This window comes from Streptomyces sp. NPDC029014, assembly GCF_055564695.1.
Window position 1 is genome coordinate 91,087 of record NZ_JBVHVT010000011.1, and the last position, 20,206, is coordinate 111,292.

Sequence of the window (20,206 nt, forward strand, 5' to 3'; positions counted from 1 at the left end):
CAATTGCGCCCCTCATGCCCTACATTTTGTAACGCACCGCTTACGCAGGGCAGTTGAAGTGCATCCCCGGGCCGCGCCGTGTCCTGCTCCGGGGGCGGGCCACAGCTCCCGGTATTGCGTAGCCATCCGTGCGCGTCGACCTCACCGCAGCCACGCCAGCCACAACCGCCGTGTAGTGCTTGAGGAGTTCGAGATGTCCGTGCCGCCTTTCGCGTACCCGCCCGCCGACCACTTCGCCGCCTGTCCGACCGCCCGGGTCGAATCCGGGTCCGCGCCCGGCCCGTTGCCCGACATGTTGGCCTGCAGCCTCGGCGTGCCGGGGGAGGCCTGGAGCGGGCAGATCGCGCGCTCGGCGGTGGAGGCGGCCCTGCACGCCCACGGGCTGGACCGGCTCGTGCCGGCCGCCGTGCAGGTCACCGGCGAGCTGCTGGCCGCGGCCTGGCGGCTGGACCCCGGCGGGCACCTGTACCTGTCCGCCCGTTACCGCGATGACGTGCTCCGCCTGACCGTGTACGACGGCCACCGGGCCCACGGCCACCCCCGGCTCGCCGCGCACTGCGAGGCCCGGCGCCGGGCGGCGCTCCGGCTGCTGCGGGTGGTCGTGCGGGAGTGCGGCGGGGAGTGGGGGTTCGGGGACTCGCGGGAGCCCGGCGGCGGGACGCGGACCTGGGTCACGCTGCCCCGGGCCGGGGCCGTCGGGTACCTCCCCGGCTGAGCGGGCCCCGGCTGAGCGGGCCCCGGCCGGGGTCCGGCCGGTCAGGAGCCGCGGTGGGCCTGGGTGATGAGGTCCATGGCGACCTCCAGCGCGGCCGCGCGGGTCTCCTCCGGGTCGCCCTCCACGTGCTGGAGGAACATCATGCCGGCGTGCAGCGTGAAGAGGGCGCTGACGCAGCGGACCTGGTCCGTGAGCGGGCCGTCGTCGTTGCGCAGCACCTCGACCAGGTTGAACAGCCGCCGCTTGACGGTCTCGCCGATGCTGAGCTCCCGCATCGTGGCCTGGTTCTCCTGCATGAAGCGGTACAGCTGGGCGCCCGACGCCATGGCCTCGCTGTAGCGGCGCAGCACCTCCCGCTTGGTCTCCAGGGTGCACGGCTGGGGCTGCGCCTGGGCCCAGTCGATCAGCTCGTCGATCGGGCGGGTCGCGTCGTCGAAGACGCTGATGATGATGTCTTCCTTGGTCTTGAAGTGGTAGTACAGCGCCGCCTTCGTGACCTCCAGCCGCTCCGCGATCTCGCGCAGCGACGTCTTCTCGTACCCCTGCTCGGCGAAGAGCTCCAGTGCGACGTCCTGGATGCGCTGGCGCGTGTTGCCACGTCGCCCCTGCGGACTGCTGCTGGACATGCGTCTCCCCATGAACTTACTTGACGCCCGGCTAGTGACGGGTCTACCTTCCCTAGTGTAGTGAACTAGCCGGGCGTCAAGTAAGTGCCAAAAGCGCAGAAGTGCCCATCGCCCGGCCCCAAGTGGATGTGCCGACGGGGAGCGGAATCATGGTCGACAGTGCCAGCAAGACGGTCGGGGCCTCGGGGGAGGTGAAGCCGCGCAGCGTACGGGTCGTCCTGATGGCGCTGATGATCGCGATGCTGCTGGCGATGCTCGACAACATGATCATCGGCACCGCGATGCCGACGATCGTCGGTGAGCTCGGCGGTCTGGAGCACCTGTCCTGGGTGGTCACCGCCTACACGCTCGCCACCGCGGCCTCCACCCCCATCTGGGGCAAGCTCGGCGACATGTACGGCCGGAAGGGCTCCTTCCTCACCTCCATCGTCATCTTCCTGATCGGCTCCGCGCTCAGCGGCATGGCCCAGGACATGGGCCAGCTCATCGGCTTCCGTGCCGTCCAGGGCCTCGGTGCCGGCGGTCTGATGGTCGGCGTCATGGCGATCATCGGCGACCTGATCCCGCCCCGCGACCGCGGCAAGTACCAGGGCATGATGGCCGGCGTGATGGCCCTCGCCATGATCGGCGGCCCGCTGGTCGGCGGCACCATCACCGACCACATGGGCTGGCGCTGGTCCTTCTACATCAACCTGCCGCTCGGCGCCGTGGCCCTCGCCATGGTCACCGCCGTCCTGCACCTGCCCAAGAAGAAGGCCCAGGGCAAGATCGACTACCTGGGTGCGGCGCTGCTGACGGTGGCCATCACCTCCACCGTGCTCGTCACCACCTGGGGCGGCACCGAGTACGCCTGGGGCTCCACCGAGATCCTCGGCCTGATCGTGCTGGGCGTCGCCGCCGTCGCCGCCTTCCTCTTCGTCGAGACCAAGGCCGCCGAACCGGTCATGCCGCTGCACATCTTCCGCAGCCGCAACTTCACCCTCATGTCGGTGATCGGCTTCCTCGTCGGCTTCGCGATGTTCGGCGGCGTGCTCTACCTGCCGCTCTTCCAGCAGGCGGTCCAGGGCGCCTCGGCCACCAACTCCGGCCTGCTGCTGCTCCCGATGCTGCTGTCGATGATGGTCGTCTCGCTGATCGCGGGCCGCATCACCACCAGCAGCGGCAAGTACAAGATGTTCCCGATCATCGGCGGCGCGCTCATGGTCGTGGGCATGTACCTGCTCGCGCAGATGGACACCGGCACCAGCCGCCTCGTCTCCGGCGTCTACATGGCCGTGCTCGGCGCCGGACTCGGCTTCCTGATGCAGATCACGATGCTGGTCGCGCAGAACAGCGTCGAGATGAAGGACATGGGCGTCGCGTCCTCCTCGGCCACCCTCTTCCGTACGCTCGGCGGCTCGTTCGGCGTGGCGCTCATGGGCTCCCTGTTCACCAGCCGGGTCACCGACGCCATGGTCGAGCGGCTCGGCCCGCAGGCGGCCGGCTCCGTCGGATCCGCCCAGCTCGACGCGGCCAGCCTGGCCAAGCTGCCGGAGGCGGTGCGCGAGGCGTACCAGCACGCGGTCGCCGCCGGTACGCACTCCGCGTTCCTGCTCGGCGCGTTCGTCGCCGTACTGGGCTTCCTGGCGGCCTGGTTCGTCAAGGAGGTCCCGCTGCGGGGCGCGGGCCCGGCCCCGGCCGAGGCCGGAGCGGGAGCGGGAGCGGGAGCCGAAGCGGGCGACGCCGGGAAGCCGGCTGCGGCCGCGCCGATCGCCCACTGACGGACCCTCACCGGGCTCATCGGCCCCAGCCCTCACACAGGCCCCGGCCCCGGCGGACCACCGCCGGGGCCGGGGCCTTCCGTCTGCCCTGAATCCGCCGCGGACCCGCCTGACGACCGGTCTCCGGTGTCGCTTTCGTCCCAGGTCAGGACTTGATTCCGGGTGATCAAGGACCAAGGCCATCAACCGGTGCCAATGGGGAAATTGGTGGGAACCCGATCTCCGGCGCGGACGTCATGAACCTCAGAGCGCGGCAAACGCGGAGAGGGGAGTGGACGGTTCATGGACTTCACGGCACGCACGCGCAGGCTGGGTACGCGTTCCCGGATCGCCATCGCGGTTTCGGCCGCCGCGGTGGCGGCGACGGTGTGGGGGGTGGCGACCCTCGTCGAACCGAACGGCACGGCCCAGCAGAACCTCTCGCGCGGGCACGACACGGCCGGAGCCGACTCCACCGGCGGGGGGAAGGGCGGCGGCCCCGACGGCGCCCCGGCCGCCGGCAGCCCGGACGGGGGAGGCAAGAACGACGGAAAGGGCGACGGGGCCGGTGGCGGCAAGGCTGATGGCAAGGGCGGCGGGAACGGCGACGGGACCGGCGACGGGACCGGCGACGGCAAGGGCGGCGCCCCGGGCGGCAGCGGTCCGCAGATGCCCGATTCCATAGCCCACGCCTCCGAGGGCGGCGGGAACACCGTCAACATCACCATCGACGACGGCCCGGACCCCAACTGGACCCCGAAGATCCTCGACGTACTGAAGAAGCACGACGTGAAGGCGACCTTCTGCATGGTCGGCCCGCGTGCCAAGGCCCACCCCGACCTGGTCAAGAAGGTCGTCGCGGCCGGCCACCGGCTCTGCGACCACTCCATGGACCACGACACCACCATGGACAAGAAGCCCGTCGCGTACCAGGAGAAGCAGATCCTGGACGCGAAGCGGCTGATAGAGGAGGCGGCGGGCGGCGGCGCCAAGGTGGAGTACTACCGCGCCCCCGGCGGCGCGTTCACCCCCGACAGCCGGCGCATAGCCGCCGCCAACGGGATGCGCCCGCTCGGATGGAACGTCGACACGAAGGACTTCCAGAAGCCGGGGACCGCCGCCATCGTCAACGCCGTCAAGCAACACATAGGGAACGGCCCCACCATCCTCTTCCACGACGGCGGGGGCGACCGCCGGCAGACCGTCGAAGCCCTGGACCGGGTCCTGGCCTGGCTGGCCGAGCAGGGCCGCCCCACCGGCTTCCCGGTGCGCACCGCACCCGACGCGCCCTGACACGCCGTCCGGCGGGCGAACGGGTGAGGGTCGGCGGCAACGCGCCCCGCCGGGTGTTCCCTGGGCGTACGACCGCATCCGACGGCGTACGACCGCGTACGACTGCCCACGAGCGCGCGCGGACCGTGGTGCGGCCGCACCGGCCCCGTGCCAGGAACCGACCAGGAGCCCCCGTGACCATCTCCCCGAGCAAACTGTCCGACCCGGCCGTCAGAGCCTTCGTCACCGCCGTCAACGCCCACGACGAGGAGGCCTTCTACGACCTCCTCACGCCCGACGCGACCATGTCCGACGACGGCTCCGACCGTGACCTGCGGGTCTGGGCCGACAAGGAGATCTTCTCCTCGTCCGGCCACATGGACGTCGTCACCGAGTCGCAGGGCGGCCGGGGCCTCGTCGTCAACTACCGCAACGACACCTGGGGCGAGATGCGGACGGCCTGGAAGTTCACCGTCACCGACGGCGGCCACATCAGCCGCTTCGAGACCGGCCAGGCCTGACCCTCCCGGGCTCGGGCCCCGGGCCTCCGCGGCCCGGGGGCCAGGGCCTGCGGGAGATCCCAAGTGAGTACGCAGGCTCATGCGCAACCTCGGTACGTCCGCAACGATCAGAGCCGTGAACCAGTCTCGACCACGCCGAGAGGCAGACACCCCCGTCGCGTTCGTGGGCGGCTTCCTCGGTGTGCTGGCCCTGGTGCTCCTCGGCTGCGGCACGGTGTTGAGCAGCCTGTCCATCGGAGCGCCCTCTGCACGAGACCTGGCGCAGCAAGCCCACTACAGGGTCGAGTTCGCACAGGTGGCCACGGCCATCCTCGGAGTCGGCAGTCTGCTGGCTGCAGTGCTGCGGCTGTGGCGGACCCTGACGGTCCATCTCGTCGTGTTCGGCACCGGAACAGTCGTCCTGTGGGCCGCGGCAACCTCACGGTGAACGAGCGCGGAGCCCCTTGTCCGCCGGACCGGCCCTAACCCGCCTCGGCCGCGCGCAGGACCGCCGCCGTCAGCGGCCCGTTCTCCGGGGCGGCACCGCCGGGGAAGGCGTACCGGCGGCGCACGTACCCGTACGCGATCCCCGTCCCCGGGTCCGCCCAGCCCAGGCCGCCCGCCGCACCGCTGTGCCCGAACGCCTCCGGGCCGACCGCCGGCTGCCGCTCGAAGCCCAGCCCGAAGTGGTCCCGCTCCGCGGTGACCCGGTCGTCGCCCGGCAGGCACAGTCGCGCGAACTCCGCCGCCGTCCCCGGCTCCAGCAGCGCCGGGCGGCCGTCCAGCGCGCCGATCGCCGCCGCGTACATGCCCGCCACGCCGCGCGCCGTACCGACCCCGCCCGCCGAGGCCGGGCCCTGCGCCCTCACCCGCGGGTGGTTGGCGAACGCCACCAGGTCCATCGGCGGCTCCCGGTGCGCGTTGAACGCCACCGGCAGCAGCTCCGGCACCGCCGCCCCGGCTCCGTCCCCGCCTGCGTCCCCGTCCAAGCCCCCGTCCCCATCCCCGTCCCCGCCCCCGGCGGTGGCCGCGGCCGCGGTCGCCCGCTGTTCGGGCGTCGGGAGCATGTCCAGCACCGGCCTCCAGCGGCCCTCCAGCTCCCGCGGCAGCCCCAGGTACAGGTCCAGCCCGTACGGGGCGCGGATCCGCTCCTCGTACACCTCCTGCAGGGACCGGCCCGTCACCCGCCGCACCACCTCGCCGGTCAACGCGCCGATGACGAAGGCGTGGTAGCCGTACGCGGTCCCCGGCTCCCAGTACGGGCGCGCCCCGGCCAGTCGGGCCGCGATCAGCGCGTCGTCCGCGATCTCGTCGTAGTCGAAGCCCTCCGCGGTGTTGACCAGGCCCGACTGGTGCGCGACCAGCTGCCGCACCGTCAGCCGCTCCTTGCCGTACCCCGTGAACTGCGGCCAGTACGCCGCCACCGGGCGCTCCAGGTCCAGCAGCCCGTCCTGCACCAGCAGCGCCACCACCAGGTGCGCCGCGCCCTTGCTGATCGAGTACACGCCGGTCAGGGTGTCGGGGCCGGTGTCCTCGCCGGTCCACAGGTCGACCACCCGGCGGCCGCCGCGGTGCACGACCAGCTGCGCCTCGGGGGAGTGCTCCGCGGCCCCGGCGAAGGCGGCGAACTCCTCCCGCACCGACTCCCAACCCGCCGCCACCGTTCCGTTCACCCGCGTGCCCATGCCGACTCCTCTGCTCCTGCTGTCGCGTGCGGCTCTCCGGCACCCCGAACGGAAGGCGATCATGGGGTATTCCGGGGCGGTCCCCGTACGGGTGAAAGCCGGCCACGCCTCGTTCCGGCCCGCAGCGGGACCCGTTGGTCCGGGCATGAAGCGCACCCGCACCGCCGCTCTCGCCCTCGCCGCCGCCGCGGCGGCCCTCACCCCCGCCCTCGGCCAGGCCGCCGCCACCGCTGCCGCCCCCGCGGAGGGCCCGTACCTCCAGGACCCGGGCGGCGGCGACAAGACGATGAAGTCGATGTGGACCGCGGACGACATGCACAAGGTGGAGGCGCAGCTGCGCTTCTACCCCGACATCCAGTACAAGACGGTGTCCCGGCCCGGGCACCCCGAGGCCCCGGACTACCCGCGCCGCACCGGCGACCCCAAGTCCCTGGCCTGGCAGCCCGACTTCGACTTCGGCTGGGCGGTGTCGGACTCGATGCTGGTGAAGAAGGCCGTCACGACGAAGGACGGCCGGCACCCGATCGTCGTGCACGCCGTGCTCCGCTCGCCGCGGCACGGCAAGGTGCTGGAAGTGCACAAGGAGCTGGCGGACCAGCCGGCGAAGGGACGCGCCAAGGTCCCCGGTAACAAGCGGATCGGCTGCGACACCGGCGACTACACGGTCGAATGGTCGGTCACCCGGACCGGCTACGGGACGCTCACCGGCTCGATGCCCTGGAACGCCAGCTGCGAGAACCACCGGACGGCCTTCTCGGCCGGGAGCGACGGCAAGGGCTAGCGGGGCGAAGCGGGGAGGGCCGGCCGTCGCGCGCACCTTGTGGGCGCTGCGGGCGGCTGGCCGGCGGTCTCGGATCAAGGGCCGCGGCAGCCATTCTGACGCACGGATCGGCATGCGGCAGAGGCGAAGATCGTTTTTCGGTCACCGTTTCCCCCGAACGGAGGACGGAGGACGGAGGACGGAGGGCGGGGGCCGGGGGACGGCCCGACCGGAGGGCCGGCACTGCTGTGTCGTGCTGTGCCGTGCTGTGCGGCTGATCAGCGTCGCTTGGCGGCCTGGTTCGCCTTCGCGGCGATGTCCTCCAGGACGGCCTCGGGGTCGCCGCCCGGCTCGACGGCCCGGCCGACGTTGCGCTTGATCGTGTCGCTGACCTCCACCCACGCGGGGTCGTTCACCGGGTAGAGCTGCGCGCCGCGCAGGGCGGTCAGGAACAGCTCGTCGTTCTTGTCCAGGCCGCCGGCCGGGTTGCGGGAGGCCGAGACGGTCGAGGGCAGCAGGTGGTAGCGGCCCGCGAAGTCGGTCAGGTTCTCGTCCCGGTACACGTGGTCCAGGAACTTCCCGATCTGCGTCCGCTTGCCGTGCTGCTTGAACGCCATCATCCAGTCGGCGACGCCCACGGCCGGCGGCGTCTCCCCGGCGCCCATGGTGTCCGAGACCGGCATGGCGACGGTGCCCACGGCGATCCCCTTGGCGCGGGCCTCGTGCCAGAGCGACGGATAGCCGTTGAGCATGCCGACCTCGCCGCGCAGGAAGGCGGCGAAGGCGTCCGCCCGGTTGAGCTGCGAGGGCGGGACGGGGCCCGTCAGCCCGGGGGCGACCAGGTTGTCCTTGACCCAGCGGAACGCCTGGATGTTCTGGTCCGAGGCCAGGTTGTAGTTGCCGGCGCTGTCGGCGTACCCGCCGCCGTTGCTCAGCTCCCAGATCATCGCCTCGGCGTGCGCCTCCTCCGGGCCCAGCGGCAGGGCGTACGGGGTCTTCACGCCCTTGTCCTTGAGCGCTTTGGCGGCGGACTTCAGGTCCGACCAGCGCTTCGGCTCGCCGAGGCCGGCCTGCTTGAACAGGCCCTCGTTGTAGAAGAGGAGCCGGCTGCTCGCCACCCACGGCAGGCCGTAGAGGGTGTTGCCGACCGAGCCGGCCTCGGCGAGAGGCGGGAGGAAGTTCGCCTCCGCGCTGATCGACAGGAGTTCGTCGGCGGAATACAGCTGGCCCTTGGCTGCGAAATCCGAATACGAGCCCATGAGGGCCATGTCCGGGGCCTTTCCGGCCTTCACCATGCGGGAGACCTCGCGGTCGATGTCGGCCCACGGCAGGAGCTGCACCTCGACCTTGATGTCGGGGTTGGCGGCGGTGAATTCCTTGCCGACCTTGTCCCAGAAGGCCTTGGAGCTGGTGGCCTGGTTGGTGCCGTATTCGGCGGCGACCAGGCGCAGGGTGTCCTGATCGCCGGGGTCCGCCTCGGATCCGCAGCCGGACAGCGGGGCCGCCAGCAGGCCGAGCGCGACCGCCGCCGCGGCCGCGCGGAAAATTCTTCGTTGCACGGGTCTATTCCCCTGAATTCCTTGTGGTTCCCGTCAGTGCTTGTGAATCACTCCGGACCGGGGGTTGACCGTCCGCGGCCCGCTGGCCGGAATTCTCCCTTGTGGGCGGGCGATAAGTTCGGTTGGGGCGGTGTTTGTGGGCAATGCTCCAAGCACCGCTTTTCCTGATGGTGTTTTCCGATATGGGGCCAGGGAGTGTGACGCGCGTAGACATGTCGAAAGGCCCGTTTCCGCCGGATGGGATACGGGGCGCAGGCTCGGGGCCGGATCAGGTCAACGGGTGCCGGACCGCAGGCGCGGGCCGCCCTGCGCGGCCGGCCGCGGGCTGGCCTGTACGACCGCGGGGTTCCGCGCCGCGGGATCCGGCCGCGGGGTGGGCCGCTGTGGGGGTGGGCGCGCGGTCCGGCTGCTGCGGGGCGGCCGGGGGGAACCGGCCGCGGGGGTCGGCTGCCGCCGGGGTGCGGCCGGTGCAGGTCCGGCTGCGGTCGTCCGGCCGCGGGTCGGGGCGTTGTGGGGTGGCGGAGGGGGCCGGCCGGCACGGGGCGGCGGCCGAGGAGGTCCGGCGCGTGCGGGTCCGATGCGGGGATCCGGCCGGTGCGGGCGGCGGTTGTCGGTCAGTCGGGGAAGTCGCCGGCGTACGGGTCGGGGTCTCCCGTCTCGGGGTTGCGGCCCTCCTGCCAGCGGCGCTGCGCCTTGCGCCAGTGCACGAAGCTGAGCCGCCCGCCGTCCCAGAAGGTGAGGCCGACGGGGCTCACGTCGAACTCGTCCGAGCACAGCCGCAGCAGGAACTCGGCCATCCCGTACGGGTACACGGCGAAGGCATCGGCCGTGTGCCGGCCGATGACCAGGACCGGCCAGCGGTCCGGATCGGGGTCGGAGGCCAGCCAGCACAGGATGTCCGAGCCACCGGTGACGCCCCACGCGATGATCGACTCGGGGTCCACGTCGAGGGCGGCCCGGCCGCCCTCCGCCTCCCACTGCTGCCGGGCGTTTGCGGTCTCCTCGGCCATCTCGGCCGGATCCCACTGGAGTCCGGGCTTGGGCAGCGGCAGCAGGACGCTCGCCTCACCGTTGATGCTGCCGGCTCCGAAGCGGCCCATGAAGGCGACGAAGTCGGACGGGAACCGGGTGCCCCAGACGGTCTCGGCCCGCTGCCAGTCGATGTCCTCATCGGCGCCGTGGGTCGCGGGCATGATCTGCTCCAGCGCCTTGACCCGCGCGTTCTCCGTCATCCGCTCCCCTGCCACCCCGGCTCAACCGCCCCAACCTACCGCCGGGCAGGCCGCGCGCCCAGCGCGAGATGAGACGCTCCGGTCCGGCCACCGAGACCTGCGAGCCCACACGGAGCCCCCAGGCCGCCATCGCCCCCGCCTCCGCCTCCAGGACGTGCCGGGAGCGCAGCCGCGGCAGCCCCAGCCGGCCCGGCGGCATCGTGGTCAGGGCGATCACGCGGAGGTTCCGGTCCAGGTGGGCCACGTCGATGGCGAACCGCATCCCGAAGGTGTGCACGCTCCCGGCCGGGGTCAGCAGCAGGGCGCCGGTGATCCCGTCCCGCCCCAGCAGGCCCCGGGTGCGGGCCCGGTACGACGCCGCGATCTCCAACGGCACCAACCCAGTGCCGTCCGCACCGCGCGTGGCGGCTGCGCTGTCCGTGTCGGCCGCGCCGTCCGTGTCGGCCGCGCTGCCTTCGCGGGTCGCGTGGCCTGCGCTGCCCTTGTCGTCCGTTCGCAGGACGCCCTTGCCGTCCGTCCACCGCCGCCCCCGACCCATGGCCGCCACCCTAGGGCGCCGCGGTGGGCCGTAGCCGTGCCGACGGCGTTTCCCGGCCATCCGTGGACGCCCGGTCGGCCGGGGTTGGGCCCACGGGCCCATGCCGGCCCGGTCGTCGCCGCCTACCTTCGGCGGATGGCCGTGGTCGTGATCATCCTTGCCGCCGGGTACGGCGTCGCCGCCGGGCTGCTGCTGCCGCGCGCCGCCTACCGGCTCTCCGTCGCGCCAGGGGTGCCCTGGCGCGGCCACTGCCCCCGGGGGCACCCGCTGCGCGGCTGGTACGGCCCCGCCCGCTGCCCCGGTGCCCCCGACCCCGGCGTTCCCGGCTCGGGCGTCTCGGGGCCCGGTGTCTCCGAGCCCAGCGCCTTGGGCCTCGCCGGCCCTGGCCCTGGCCCGGATCCCGACGTTTCGGATCCCGGCGCGTTGGGTCCCGGCGCCTTGGGTCCCGTTGGCCCCGGCCCCGGCCCTGGGTTTGGCTCCGGTCTCGGGCCTGGCCCTGGCCCCGGTCCCGGGCCTGGCCCCGACCCGAGCCCCGGCTCCGGGCCCCGGCCCGGCGTCGCGGGCTCTGGGGTCGGGGCTCGTTCCCGCGTCCGCTTCGGGGTGTCGCGGTGCCGGTCCCGCGTCCGCTTCGGTTCCGGGGGTGCGGCGGGGTTTCGGTCCCGCGGTCGCTTCGGGTTCGGGGGTCGGGCCGGGGGCGGTGTCCTCGGGCCGGGGGGCTTCGGTGTGCCCGGGCATCGGTACGGGCCGCGTACTGGGCGGGTCGCGGTGGTCAGCGGAGTGGTCTGCGCCGCGCTCGGCTGGGCCGTCGGGCCGCGGCCTGAGACGGCCGTGTTCGCCGGGCTCGCGCCCGTGCTCGTCCTGCTCGCCCTCGTCGACCTCGCCGTGCACCGCCTGCCCGACGTGCTGACGCTGCCCCTGGCCGCCGCCGCGACGGTCGCCCTCGGCGCGGCCGCCCTCCTGCCCGGTGCGGCCGGCTCCTGGCGGCTCGCGCTCCTCGGCGGGGCCGCGCTGGGGGCCGCGTACCTCCTGCTGTTCCTGATCAACCCCGCCGGCATGGGTTTCGGGGACGTCAAGCTGGCGCTCGCCCTGGGGGTCGCTCTTGGGTGGTACGGGTGGGGGGTATGGCTCTTCGGAGCCTTCCTCGGTTTCCTCTACGGGGCCGTCTACGGCCTCGGACTGGTCCTGCGCAGCCGCAATGGGCGGAAGCAGGCGTTCCCCTTCGGCCCCTTCATGGCGGCCGGAGCCCTCACCGGAGTGCTCCTGGGTGGTTTCGGAGCGTAATCATTCGGCGCCGATGCACACATAACGCTTTACGAAGGGTTATGGTGGAACCCCCCCCCTCGGGCCGGTCCGTATCCCCCCCACGGACCGGCCCGTTTTCTTTTTTGCCCCATGCCCTCGCCCCCCTCGACAAAAGCGCAGGTCAGCCGCGCTGGGCCCAGAGGTTGGTGCCCGGGGTGGAGACGGCGAAGGAGTCGATCTCCTTCAACTCGTCCTCCGTCAGCGGCGAACCCGTCAGTGCGGCCACGTTCTCCTCCAGCTGCCGGACGCTCGACGCACCGATCAGGGCCGAGGTCATCCGCTGGTCCCGCAGCACCCAGTTCAGCGCCAGCTGGGCCAGCGACTGCCCGCGCCGGGCAGCGATCTCGTTCAGGCCTTCGAGGCGGCGCTGCACCTCCGGCGAGAGCAGGCCCGGGTCGAGGGACTTGCCCTGCGAGGCGCGCGAGCCCTCCGGGATGCCGCCCCCGAGGTACTTGCCGGTCAGCAGGCCCTGCGCCAGCGGCGCGAAGGAGATGCAGCCCATGCCGGCCTCCTCCAGGGTGTCCAGCAGCCCGTCCTCCTCCGTCCAGCGGTTGATCATGGAGTACGAGGGCTGGTGGATCAGCGGCCGCACGCCCATCCCGCGCAGGATCCGGGCCGCCTCGGCCGTCTGCTCCGCGGTGTACGAGGAGATGCCGACGTAGAGCGCCTTGCCCTGCTGGACGGCGGACGCCAGGGCGCCCATCGTCTCTTCGAGCGGGGTCTCCGGGTCGAAGCGGTGCGAGTAGAAGATGTCGACGTAGTCGAGGCCCATCCGCTTCAGCGAGGCGTCGAGGGAGCCGAGGAGGTACTTCCGGCTGCCCCACTCGCCGTACGGGCCGGGGTGCATCAGGTACCCGGCCTTGGTGGAGACGATCAGCTCGTCGCGGTAGCCCGCGAAGTCCTCGGCGAAGATCTTGCCGAAGTTCAGCTCGGCCGAGCCGGGCGGCGGGCCGTAGTTGTTCGCCAGGTCGAAGTGGGTCACGCCGAGGTCGAAGGCGCGGCGCAGGATGGCGCGCTGGGACTCCAGGGACTTGTCGTCGCCGAAGTTGTGCCAGAGGCCGAGGGAGATCGCGGGGAGCTTGAGGCCGCTGAGGCCACTGCGCCGGTACTCCATGGCGTCGTAACGAGCGGGCTCTGCCCGATAGGGATTGTTATCAGTCACGTTGTCCTCTCTATCACGGACCTGTGACAGACCGAGTTGGGTACCCGATCCCCCTGCGCAGTAATGTGGCGGACCGGGGGAGGACCGCATTTCGCACGGGGGCACCGCACGGAGGGGCTGGAAGATCGTGAAGCTGCGCGACCTGGTGTACAGGCTGTACGCACGCCGGGTGGAAGGCCGCCTCGACCACGCCGCGTCGCCCAAGCACATCGGTGTGATCCTGGACGGCAACCGGCGCTGGGCGAAGGCGTCCGGAGGCACCACCGAACAGGGCCACCAGGCCGGGGCCGACAAGATTTCCGAGATGCTGGGCTGGTGCACCGAGACGGACGTCGAGGTCGTCACCCTGTGGATGCTCTCCACGGACAACCTGGACCGGCCGGAGGTCGAGCTCCGCCCGCTGCTCAACATCATCGAGAACACCGTCCGGGGCCTCGCCGCGGACGGCCGCTGGCGCGTCCACCACGTCGGCAACCTCGACATCCTGCCCGCGCGGACCCAGACCGTGCTCAAGGAGGCCGAGCAGGCCACGCACGACGTCAAGGGGATACTGGTCAACGTCGCCGTGGGCTACGGCGGCCGCCAGGAGATCACCGACGCGGTCCGCTCGCTGCTGCTGGAGCACGCCGCCAAGGGCACCTCCATCGAGGAGCTCGCCGAGATCCTCGACATCGACCACATCGCCGAGCACCTCTACACGCGAGGCCAGCCCGACCCGGACCTCGTGATCCGCACCAGCGGTGAGCAGCGCCTGTCCGGATTCATGCTGTGGCAGAGCGCGCACTCCGAGTACTACTTCTGCGAAGTGTTCTGGCCGGCCTTCCGCAAGGTCGACTTCCTGCGCGCGCTGCGCGACTACGCGGCCCGCCACCGCCGCTACGGGACCTGAGTCCGGGGGCGCCTGACGCCCCCTCGGCTCCCTCGGGTCCCGTCACCCCCTCCCGCCCCGCCGGTCCCCACCGCAAGCCTTTCACCTGGGGTTCACCGAGCGTCCGTCATATGCCAAGGCATGGCCGAGGCTGTTCGGGGAATATCCCTTTCAGGTCGACGCCCGATCCACGGGTGTCGAATCTCAGCGGACGGCACGGGGCCGTCCGCCCGGGAGGCCCTTTGCACCAGGACGCACGTGCGGCTCGCACGGACGGAGTGGGAGGGCCGGAACTCGGCCCTCGCAGGGGTGCCGATGACCGGTCCGGTCTTCAAGGCCCGACCTCTTACGAGGGGGTACGTCCTTCCGTGGTGACCAGCACTAAGCGCCGCCTGCCCGACAGGCGGACCTACGTCCTCGACACCAGCGTCCTGCTGGCAGACCCCAACGCCATCACCCGATTCGACGAGCACGAGGTCGTGCTCCCGATCGTGGTGATCACGGAGCTGGAGGCCAAGCGCCACCATCCCGAACTCGGCTACTTCGCCCGCCAGGCCCTGCGCCTGCTGGACGACTACCGGGTCCGCAACGGTCGGCTCGACGCCCCCCTCCCGATCGGGGAGCTCGGCGGCAGCCTGCGTGTCGAACTCAACCACTCCGACCCCGGCGTCCTGCCGGCGGGCTTCCGGCTGGGGGACAACGACTCGCGGATCCTCGCGGTCGCCCGCAACCTCCAGGCCGAGGGCTACGACGTCACGGTCGTCTCGAAGGATCTCCCGCTGCGCATCAAGGCCTCCTCCGTGGGCCTGCTCGCCGAGGAGTACCGCGCCGAGCTCGCGATCACCGATGCCGGCTGGACCGGCATGAGCGAGCTCGCCCTCTCCGCGGAACAGGTGGACCTCCTCTACTCCGAGGAGCGGCTCTACGTCCCGGAGGCCGCCGAACTGCCCGTGCACACCGGACTGATCCTCCAGTCCGAACGCGGCAAGGCCCTGGGCCGGGTCACCGCCGACGGCAACGTCCGGCTCGTGCGGGGCGACCGCGAGGCCTTCGGGCTGCACGGCCGCAGCGCCGAGCAGCGCATCGCGCTCGACCTGCTGCTCGACCCCGAGATCGGCATCATCTCCATGGGCGGCCGGGCCGGCACCGGCAAGTCGGCCCTGGCGCTGTGCGCGGGCCTGGAAGCCGTGCTGGAGCGCCGCCAGCACCAGAAGGTGATGGTCTTCCGGCCGCTGTACGCGGTGGGCGGGCAGGAGCTGGGCTACCTGCCCGGGGACCAGTCCGAGAAGATGAGCCCCTGGGCGCAGGCCGTCTTCGACACCCTCTCGGCGGTGGCCGGGCGGGAGGTCATCGAGGAGGTGCTGAACCGGGGGATGCTGGAGGTCCTGCCGCTCACCCACATCCGCGGCCGCTCGCTGCACGACGCGTTCGTCATCGTCGACGAGGCGCAGTCCCTGGAGCGCAACGTCCTGCTGACCGTTCTGTCCCGGATCGGGACGAATTCGCGGGTGGTCCTGACCCACGACGTCGCCCAGCGCGACAACCTCCGGGTCGGCCGGTACGACGGAGTGGTCGCCGTCGTCGAGAAACTGAAGGGGCATCCGCTCTTCGCGCACGTCACGCTGACCCGTTCCGAGCGCTCGCCGATCGCGGCCCTCGTGACGGAGATGCTGGAGAACCTGTAGGTGCCTACGGGGTGAAAACCCCATAGCGGGACAGTTGGTTGACGCCGTCCGGCAAAGGTCCAGGAGCCTAGCCGGGCGGCGTCGTGTTGCACAGCCCTTCGGTGCAACAAGCCGCGACATGCCAGGTGTGACCTTTCCCACGCATCGGGGAATTGCCTTGCGGTGGCGGGGTCCGGCAGAGTCTGTTTTCCGTCAGGCCCTGCATACGGCACAGTTGTATCTCCCGTGAGATACGTGCACCACCACAACTCCACAACCGTTCGCCGTATGCCGCCCGAGTATCACGCGGCAGCCCCCGCAGGGGAGTTGCCCACGGGCCCGCGCCTCCAGTGACGACGTTCCACGGAGGCCAGTGTCAGGGGCACTCTTGCGCCCGCCCGGTCACTGCGGACGCTGCTGGAAGGACATCGTGTGAGCCGGATCTCGGTCCGGGGATTCGCAGTGGCGTCGGCCACCGCGGTCACCACCGTGGGCGCAGTCGTGGGCGTCGCCGCAGGCGACCCCTCCGCGAACGACCTGGAGACCACCGCGTCCGGGGCCACCCTCCTGGCCGACATCCCGGTCGGCGAGCAGGTCGAGGTCCAGAGCGGCTCCCTGGCGCAGCAGGCCGACACCATCGCGCAGGGTGCCGACACCGAGGCCCGCCGTTCGGCCGAGGAGGCCGCCCGCGTCCAGGCCGCCGAGGACGCCAAGAGCAAGAAGGCCGAGGCCCAGAAGGCCGCGGACGAGAAGCTGAAGAAGGAGCGCGAGGCGAAGGAAGAGATCGCCAGCCGCTCCGCCACGCGCGACGCCTCCGACTTCGCGCCCCAGAGCTCCTACACGGTCGCTCAGGTCAAGGACATCGCCCGGCAGATCGTCCCGTCCGGCCAGTTCCAGTGCTTCTCCAACATCGTCAACCAGGAATCCACCTGGAACTACAAGGCCGTCAACTCGTCCTCGGGCGCGTACGGTCTGGTCCAGGCGCTCCCCGGGTCGAAGATGTCCTCGGTCGCCTCCGACTGGCGCACCAACCCGGCCACCCAGATCCAGTGGGGGCTGAACTACATGAACGACCGCTACGGCAGCCCCTGCGGAGCCTGGAGCTTCCACCAGGCCAACGGCTGGTACTAGAACCGGCCCGAGCCGCAGCCGCTCGACTTCCGGGGAGCCCCGCACCGTCCGACGGTGCGGGGCTCCCCGCGTGTACGGTCTGTCGGAGTGCGTCCGCAGGTGGGGGGAAAGGAACGACATGGGGAACAGGGCAGGCTGGCTCGGCCGGCTCGCGAGCAGACTGAACCGGATGGAGGCCGGACTGGCCGCGCGGCGTGCCGTGGTCGAGGGCGGGTCCGGGCCCGACTCCGGGGCCGGCTCCGAGGCCGGCTCCGGCTCCGGATCCGGGTCCGGGTCCGGTGCCGGGACGGCCGGCGAGGGCCGGGCCCCCGCCGCCGCCTCCGGGCAGCCGACCCCGGCGCCGGGCACCTCCACGGAGCACCCGGCCCTCCCGTCCCACCCGCCCCTGCCGCCCGCCCAGCCCGCGCGCCCCGACCCGGCGAGCGTGATCCCCTGGGGCATGCGGGTCGCCGCCGAGGCCAGCTGGCGGCTGCTGCTGCTCGCCGGGATGCTCTGGGTGCTGATGAAGGTGATCAGCGAAGTCCGCCTGGTCGTCCTCGCGTTCGCCGCGGCCATGCTGGTCACCGCGCTGCTCCAGCCCTTCGTGGTGCGGCTGCGCCGGCTCGGGCTGCCGCGCGGACTGGCCACGGCCGTCACCGCCGTCCTCGGCTTCGTGGTCATCGGCCTGGTCGGCTGGTTCGTGGTCTGGCAGGTCATGGAGAACCTCGACGACCTCTCCGCCCGCGTCCGCGACGGCATCAACGAGCTCAAACTCTGGGCACTGGCCAGTCCGTTCCACGTGACCGAGAAGCAGATCAACGACATCGCGAAGAACCTCAGCGAGACCATCGGCACCAACACCGAGCAGATCACCTCCGCGGGCCTGCAGGGCGTGACGGTCCTGGTCGAGGTGCTCACCGGGATGCTGCTCGCGATGTTCTCGACGCTGTTCCTGCTCTACGACGGCGCGCGCATCTGGGGCTGGGCCCTGGGCCTCGTCCCGGCCGGCGCCCGCCGGGGCGTGGCCGGTGCCGGCCCGCGCGCCTGGCGGACGCTGACCGCGTACGTGCGCGGCACGGTCCTCGTCGCGCTCATCGACGCCATCTTCATCGGCCTGGGCATCTACTTCCTCAACGTGCCGATGGCGGTGCCGCTGGCCGTGTTCATCTTCCTGTTCGCCTTCATCCCGCTGGTCGGCGCGGTGGTCTCCGGCGCCCTCGCCGTGGTCGTCGCGCTGGTGACGCAGGGGCCGGTCAGCGCCCTGCTGGTGCTGGCCGTGGTGCTGGCGGTGCAGCAGATCGAGGGGCACGTGCTCCAGCCGTTCATCCTCGGCCGGGCGGTACGGGTGCACCCGCTCGCGGTGGTGCTGGTGGTGGCCGCGGGCGGCATGATCGCGGGCATCGGCGGGGCGGTGGTCGCCGTGCCGCTGGTCGCCGTCACCAACACCGTGGTCGGCTACCTGAAGGCCTACTCGCGCGACCAGCTCCTGCACGGCGCCGCGCCGATCGGCCCCGGTCCGCACGGGGCGACGGCGGTGGAGCAGGCTGCGCGGGAGGCCGGCAGTGATCAGCGAGCCTGAGCTGGAGGGGGGCTGGGAGGACGACCGGCCGCCCGCCGCTCCGGTGCCGCAGGACGATGCGGAGGGCGCCGGACGCGCCGTACGCGGGGCGCGGGCGCCGTGGCCGTGGGCGCTGGGCGGGGCCCTGCTGGCCTCGGCCGCGTGGGCGGCCTTACCGGTGTTGCAGGACCGTTCCTTCGGAGCGCCGCCGCTCGCGTACCGGCACAGCGAGGACCTGTGCAAGGAGACCCGGCTCGACACCCTCGTGAGGACGACCGCGCCCGTGATGTCCAACCACCGGGCCCACCGGGAGAGCCCGGCCCTCGACTGGTCCCACTGCGAGTACTTCACGGAGTGGGTGGAGAAGGGCACCTCGTACCAGATGCAGGTCATGGTCGAGCTGCACAAGAAGACCGACCCGGAGGCGGAGTTCGGGGTCGCCCCGGGCGTCTTCCGGGAGGTGGTGCCGAACGCCGGCGAGGTGGAGCAGGTGGCCGGGCTCGGCGAGCGGGCGCTGATGAACAGCAGGTCCCCCTACACCTCGGGCCCCCGCCTCCAGGTGCTCGACGGCGGGGCGGTGTTCACGCTGTCGGTCGGGTGGCTCGGGGACACCGACGAGGCGGGCGCCGAGGGCCCGCAGCCCGACGAGGACGCCGTCAAGGCGGCCATGGTCGAGGACATGCGGACCCTGATGGCCCGGCTGCGCAAGTAGAACGGGACAGGGGCCCCGCTGCCGTGACGGCGGCGGGGCCCCTGTGCGCGTACGGGCTGCTACTCGGCGAGGGTGGCCTCGGCGTCGAGGGTCACCGCGACGGCCTGGATCACCGAAGCGATCTTGAAGGCCTCCTGGATCGTCGAGCGCTCGACACCGGCCTTGCGCAGGACCTGCTCGTGCGAGTCCAGGCACTGGCCGCAGCCGTTGATGGCGGAGACGGCGAGCGACCACAGCTCGAAGTCGACCTTCTCCACGCCCGGGTTGCCGATGACGTTCATCCGCAGGCCCGCCCGCAGCGTGCCGTACTCCGGGTCGGAGAGCAGGTGGCGGGTGCGGTAGAAGACGTTGTTCATCGCCATGACCGCGGCGGCCGACTTGGCGGCCGTGTACGCCTCGGGCGACAGCGCGGCCTTGGCCTCCGGCTCCAGCTCACGCAGGACCCGCGGGGAGCGGGCGGCGATGGCGCAGGACAGGACGGTGCCCCACAGCTGCTGCTGGGTGAGGGTGTCCTGGTTGCCGATGACCGAGCCCAGGTTGAGCTTCAGGTCCTTGGCGAAGTCCGGTATGGCGGACTTGAGGGAGTCGAGGGACATCCGTCACTCACCGGCCAGCAGGGCGCCGGCGTCCAGGGTGTCCTCGCCCTTGGTCCAGTTGCAGGGGCACAGCTCGTCCGTCTGCAGGGCGTCGAGGACCCGCAGGACCTCCTTGGGGTTACGGCCGACGGAGCCGGCGGTCACCATCGAGAACTGGATCTCGTTGTTCGGGTCGACGACGAAGACGGCGCGCTGCGCGAAGCCGTCCGCACCCTGCACGCCGCAGGCCTGCATCAGCTCGTGCTTGGAGTCGGCCAGCATCGGGAAGGGCAGGTCACGCAGGTCGGCGTGGTCCTTGCGCCAGGCGTGGTGGACGAACTCGGAGTCGCCGGAGACGCCGAGGACCTGCGCGTCGCGGTCGGCGAACTCGTCGTTCAGCTTGCCGAAGGCGGCGATCTCGGTCGGGCACACGAAGGTGAAGTCCTTCGGCCAGAAGAACACCACGCGCCACTTGCCCTCGTAGGTCTTGTGGTCGATCTGAGCGAACTCCTTGCCGGCCTCGAGCGAGACGCAGGCGGTCAGATCGTAGGTGGGGAACTTGTCACCGACAGTGAGCACGTGCTCTCCTTGCAGGGGAAAGGCGCCCTGGTCGGGCGCTTTTCGAGGGG

The 20,206-nt window shown here is 71.8% G+C and carries 19 protein-coding genes and 1 pseudogene; 12 read left to right on the forward strand and 8 right to left on the reverse strand.

Features of this window, described 5'->3' with window-relative positions:
- The first annotated feature begins 193 nt into the window (after positions 1 to 193).
- Positions 194 to 715, forward strand: a complete 522-nt coding sequence (locus ACZ4VL_RS08615) for an ATP-binding protein (protein ID WP_468197355.1) — start codon at positions 194 to 196, stop codon at positions 713 to 715.
- A gap of 41 nt (positions 716 to 756) precedes the next feature.
- On the opposite strand, the gene ACZ4VL_RS08620 is transcribed toward ACZ4VL_RS08615, so the two are convergent.
- Positions 757 to 1,341, reverse strand: coding sequence for a TetR/AcrR family transcriptional regulator (locus ACZ4VL_RS08620; RefSeq protein ID WP_468197358.1), 585 nt, complete (start codon positions 1,339 to 1,341; stop codon positions 757 to 759).
- 149 nt (positions 1,342 to 1,490) lie between these two features.
- Between ACZ4VL_RS08620 and ACZ4VL_RS08625 the strand changes: the two genes are divergently transcribed.
- The 4 genes from ACZ4VL_RS08625 to ACZ4VL_RS08640 all read left to right on the forward strand — a co-directional run bounded on the left by ACZ4VL_RS08625 (position 1,491) and on the right by ACZ4VL_RS08640 (position 5,300).
- The gene (locus tag ACZ4VL_RS08625) at positions 1,491 to 3,101 is read left to right on the forward strand and encodes an MDR family MFS transporter (protein ID WP_468197360.1); all 1,611 of its coding nucleotides are present in this window, start codon (positions 1,491 to 1,493) and stop codon (positions 3,099 to 3,101) included.
- Positions 3,102 to 3,383: 282 nt separating this feature from the next.
- The gene (locus ACZ4VL_RS08630; protein ID WP_468197363.1) at positions 3,384 to 4,373 is read left to right on the forward strand and encodes a polysaccharide deacetylase family protein; all 990 of its coding nucleotides are present in this window, start codon (positions 3,384 to 3,386) and stop codon (positions 4,371 to 4,373) included.
- Between the two features lie 173 nt (positions 4,374 to 4,546).
- Positions 4,547 to 4,873 (forward strand): nuclear transport factor 2 family protein, encoded by a 327-nt coding sequence (locus ACZ4VL_RS08635; protein ID WP_361100942.1) that lies wholly within the window; start codon positions 4,547 to 4,549, stop codon positions 4,871 to 4,873.
- Positions 4,874 to 4,988: 115 nt separating this feature from the next.
- On the forward strand, positions 4,989 to 5,300 hold the full coding sequence (locus ACZ4VL_RS08640) for a hypothetical protein (RefSeq protein ID WP_468197366.1): 312 nt from the start codon (positions 4,989 to 4,991) through the stop codon (positions 5,298 to 5,300).
- Between the two features lie 34 nt (positions 5,301 to 5,334).
- On the opposite strand, the gene ACZ4VL_RS08645 is transcribed toward ACZ4VL_RS08640, so the two are convergent.
- Entirely contained in the window at positions 5,335 to 6,537 is a 1,203-nt protein-coding gene (locus ACZ4VL_RS08645) for a serine hydrolase domain-containing protein (protein WP_468197368.1), read from the reverse strand.
- A 145-nt stretch (positions 6,538 to 6,682) separates the two neighbouring features.
- Between ACZ4VL_RS08645 and ACZ4VL_RS08650 the strand changes: the two genes are divergently transcribed.
- On the forward strand, positions 6,683 to 7,318 hold the full coding sequence (locus ACZ4VL_RS08650; RefSeq protein ID WP_468197371.1) for a hypothetical protein: 636 nt from the start codon (positions 6,683 to 6,685) through the stop codon (positions 7,316 to 7,318).
- A 257-nt stretch (positions 7,319 to 7,575) separates the two neighbouring features.
- Here the strand turns inward: ACZ4VL_RS08650 and ACZ4VL_RS08655 are convergent, their stop codons facing one another.
- From ACZ4VL_RS08655 to ACZ4VL_RS08665, 3 genes and pseudogenes are all read right to left on the reverse strand, one after another.
- Positions 7,576 to 8,856: an extracellular solute-binding protein gene (locus ACZ4VL_RS08655; protein ID WP_468197373.1), complete on the reverse strand. Its 1,281-nt coding sequence runs from the start codon at positions 8,854 to 8,856 to the stop codon at positions 7,576 to 7,578.
- A 614-nt stretch (positions 8,857 to 9,470) separates the two neighbouring features.
- Positions 9,471 to 10,088: an SMI1/KNR4 family protein gene (locus tag ACZ4VL_RS08660; protein WP_468197374.1), complete on the reverse strand. Its 618-nt coding sequence runs from the start codon at positions 10,086 to 10,088 to the stop codon at positions 9,471 to 9,473.
- 88 nt (positions 10,089 to 10,176) lie between these two features.
- Positions 10,177 to 10,626 (reverse strand): annotated as a pseudogene (locus tag ACZ4VL_RS08665) (DUF192 domain-containing protein); the annotation flags it as partial.
- Between the two features lie 723 nt (positions 10,627 to 11,349).
- On the opposite strand from ACZ4VL_RS08665, the gene ACZ4VL_RS08670 reads away from it, so the two are divergent.
- On the forward strand, positions 11,350 to 11,907 hold the full coding sequence (locus ACZ4VL_RS08670) for a prepilin peptidase (RefSeq protein ID WP_468197376.1): 558 nt from the start codon (positions 11,350 to 11,352) through the stop codon (positions 11,905 to 11,907).
- Positions 11,908 to 12,049: 142 nt separating this feature from the next.
- Here ACZ4VL_RS08670 and mgrA read toward each other — a convergent pair whose 3' ends face one another.
- Entirely contained in the window at positions 12,050 to 13,090 is a 1,041-nt protein-coding gene (gene mgrA, locus ACZ4VL_RS08675) for an L-glyceraldehyde 3-phosphate reductase (RefSeq protein WP_468197378.1), read from the reverse strand.
- Between the two features lie 127 nt (positions 13,091 to 13,217).
- Between mgrA and ACZ4VL_RS08680 the strand changes: the two genes are divergently transcribed.
- The 5 genes from ACZ4VL_RS08680 (at position 13,218) to ACZ4VL_RS08700 (ending at position 19,002) form a co-directional block, all read left to right on the forward strand.
- Positions 13,218 to 13,979, forward strand: coding sequence for an isoprenyl transferase (locus ACZ4VL_RS08680; RefSeq protein WP_361100966.1), 762 nt, complete (start codon positions 13,218 to 13,220; stop codon positions 13,977 to 13,979).
- A 347-nt stretch (positions 13,980 to 14,326) separates the two neighbouring features.
- A complete protein-coding gene (locus ACZ4VL_RS08685; protein WP_468197380.1) occupies positions 14,327 to 15,643 on the forward strand; it encodes a PhoH family protein in 1,317 nt (438 codons plus the stop codon).
- A 411-nt stretch (positions 15,644 to 16,054) separates the two neighbouring features.
- Positions 16,055 to 16,753, forward strand: a complete 699-nt coding sequence (locus tag ACZ4VL_RS08690; RefSeq protein ID WP_468197382.1) for an aggregation-promoting factor C-terminal-like domain-containing protein — start codon at positions 16,055 to 16,057, stop codon at positions 16,751 to 16,753.
- 118 nt (positions 16,754 to 16,871) lie between these two features.
- Positions 16,872 to 18,311 carry an AI-2E family transporter gene (locus ACZ4VL_RS08695; protein WP_468197384.1) on the forward strand — a complete coding sequence of 480 codons (1,440 nt, stop codon included), beginning with the start codon at positions 16,872 to 16,874 and terminating at the stop codon, positions 18,309 to 18,311.
- Complete coding sequence (locus ACZ4VL_RS08700; RefSeq protein WP_468197387.1) at positions 18,295 to 19,002, forward strand: hypothetical protein; 708 nt, start codon at positions 18,295 to 18,297, stop codon at positions 19,000 to 19,002. The genes ACZ4VL_RS08695 and ACZ4VL_RS08700 overlap by 17 nt, the downstream gene beginning before the upstream one ends.
- 59 nt (positions 19,003 to 19,061) lie before the next feature.
- On the opposite strand, the gene ACZ4VL_RS08705 is transcribed toward ACZ4VL_RS08700, so the two are convergent.
- Together ACZ4VL_RS08705 and ACZ4VL_RS08710 are read right to left on the reverse strand one after the other, a co-directional pair.
- Positions 19,062 to 19,598, reverse strand: a complete 537-nt coding sequence (locus tag ACZ4VL_RS08705; protein WP_404234219.1) for an alkyl hydroperoxide reductase — start codon at positions 19,596 to 19,598, stop codon at positions 19,062 to 19,064.
- Between the two features lie 3 nt (positions 19,599 to 19,601).
- Positions 19,602 to 20,156 carry a peroxiredoxin gene (locus ACZ4VL_RS08710; protein ID WP_468197391.1) on the reverse strand — a complete coding sequence of 185 codons (555 nt, stop codon included), beginning with the start codon at positions 20,154 to 20,156 and terminating at the stop codon, positions 19,602 to 19,604.
- Positions 20,157 to 20,206 lie beyond the last annotated feature (50 nt).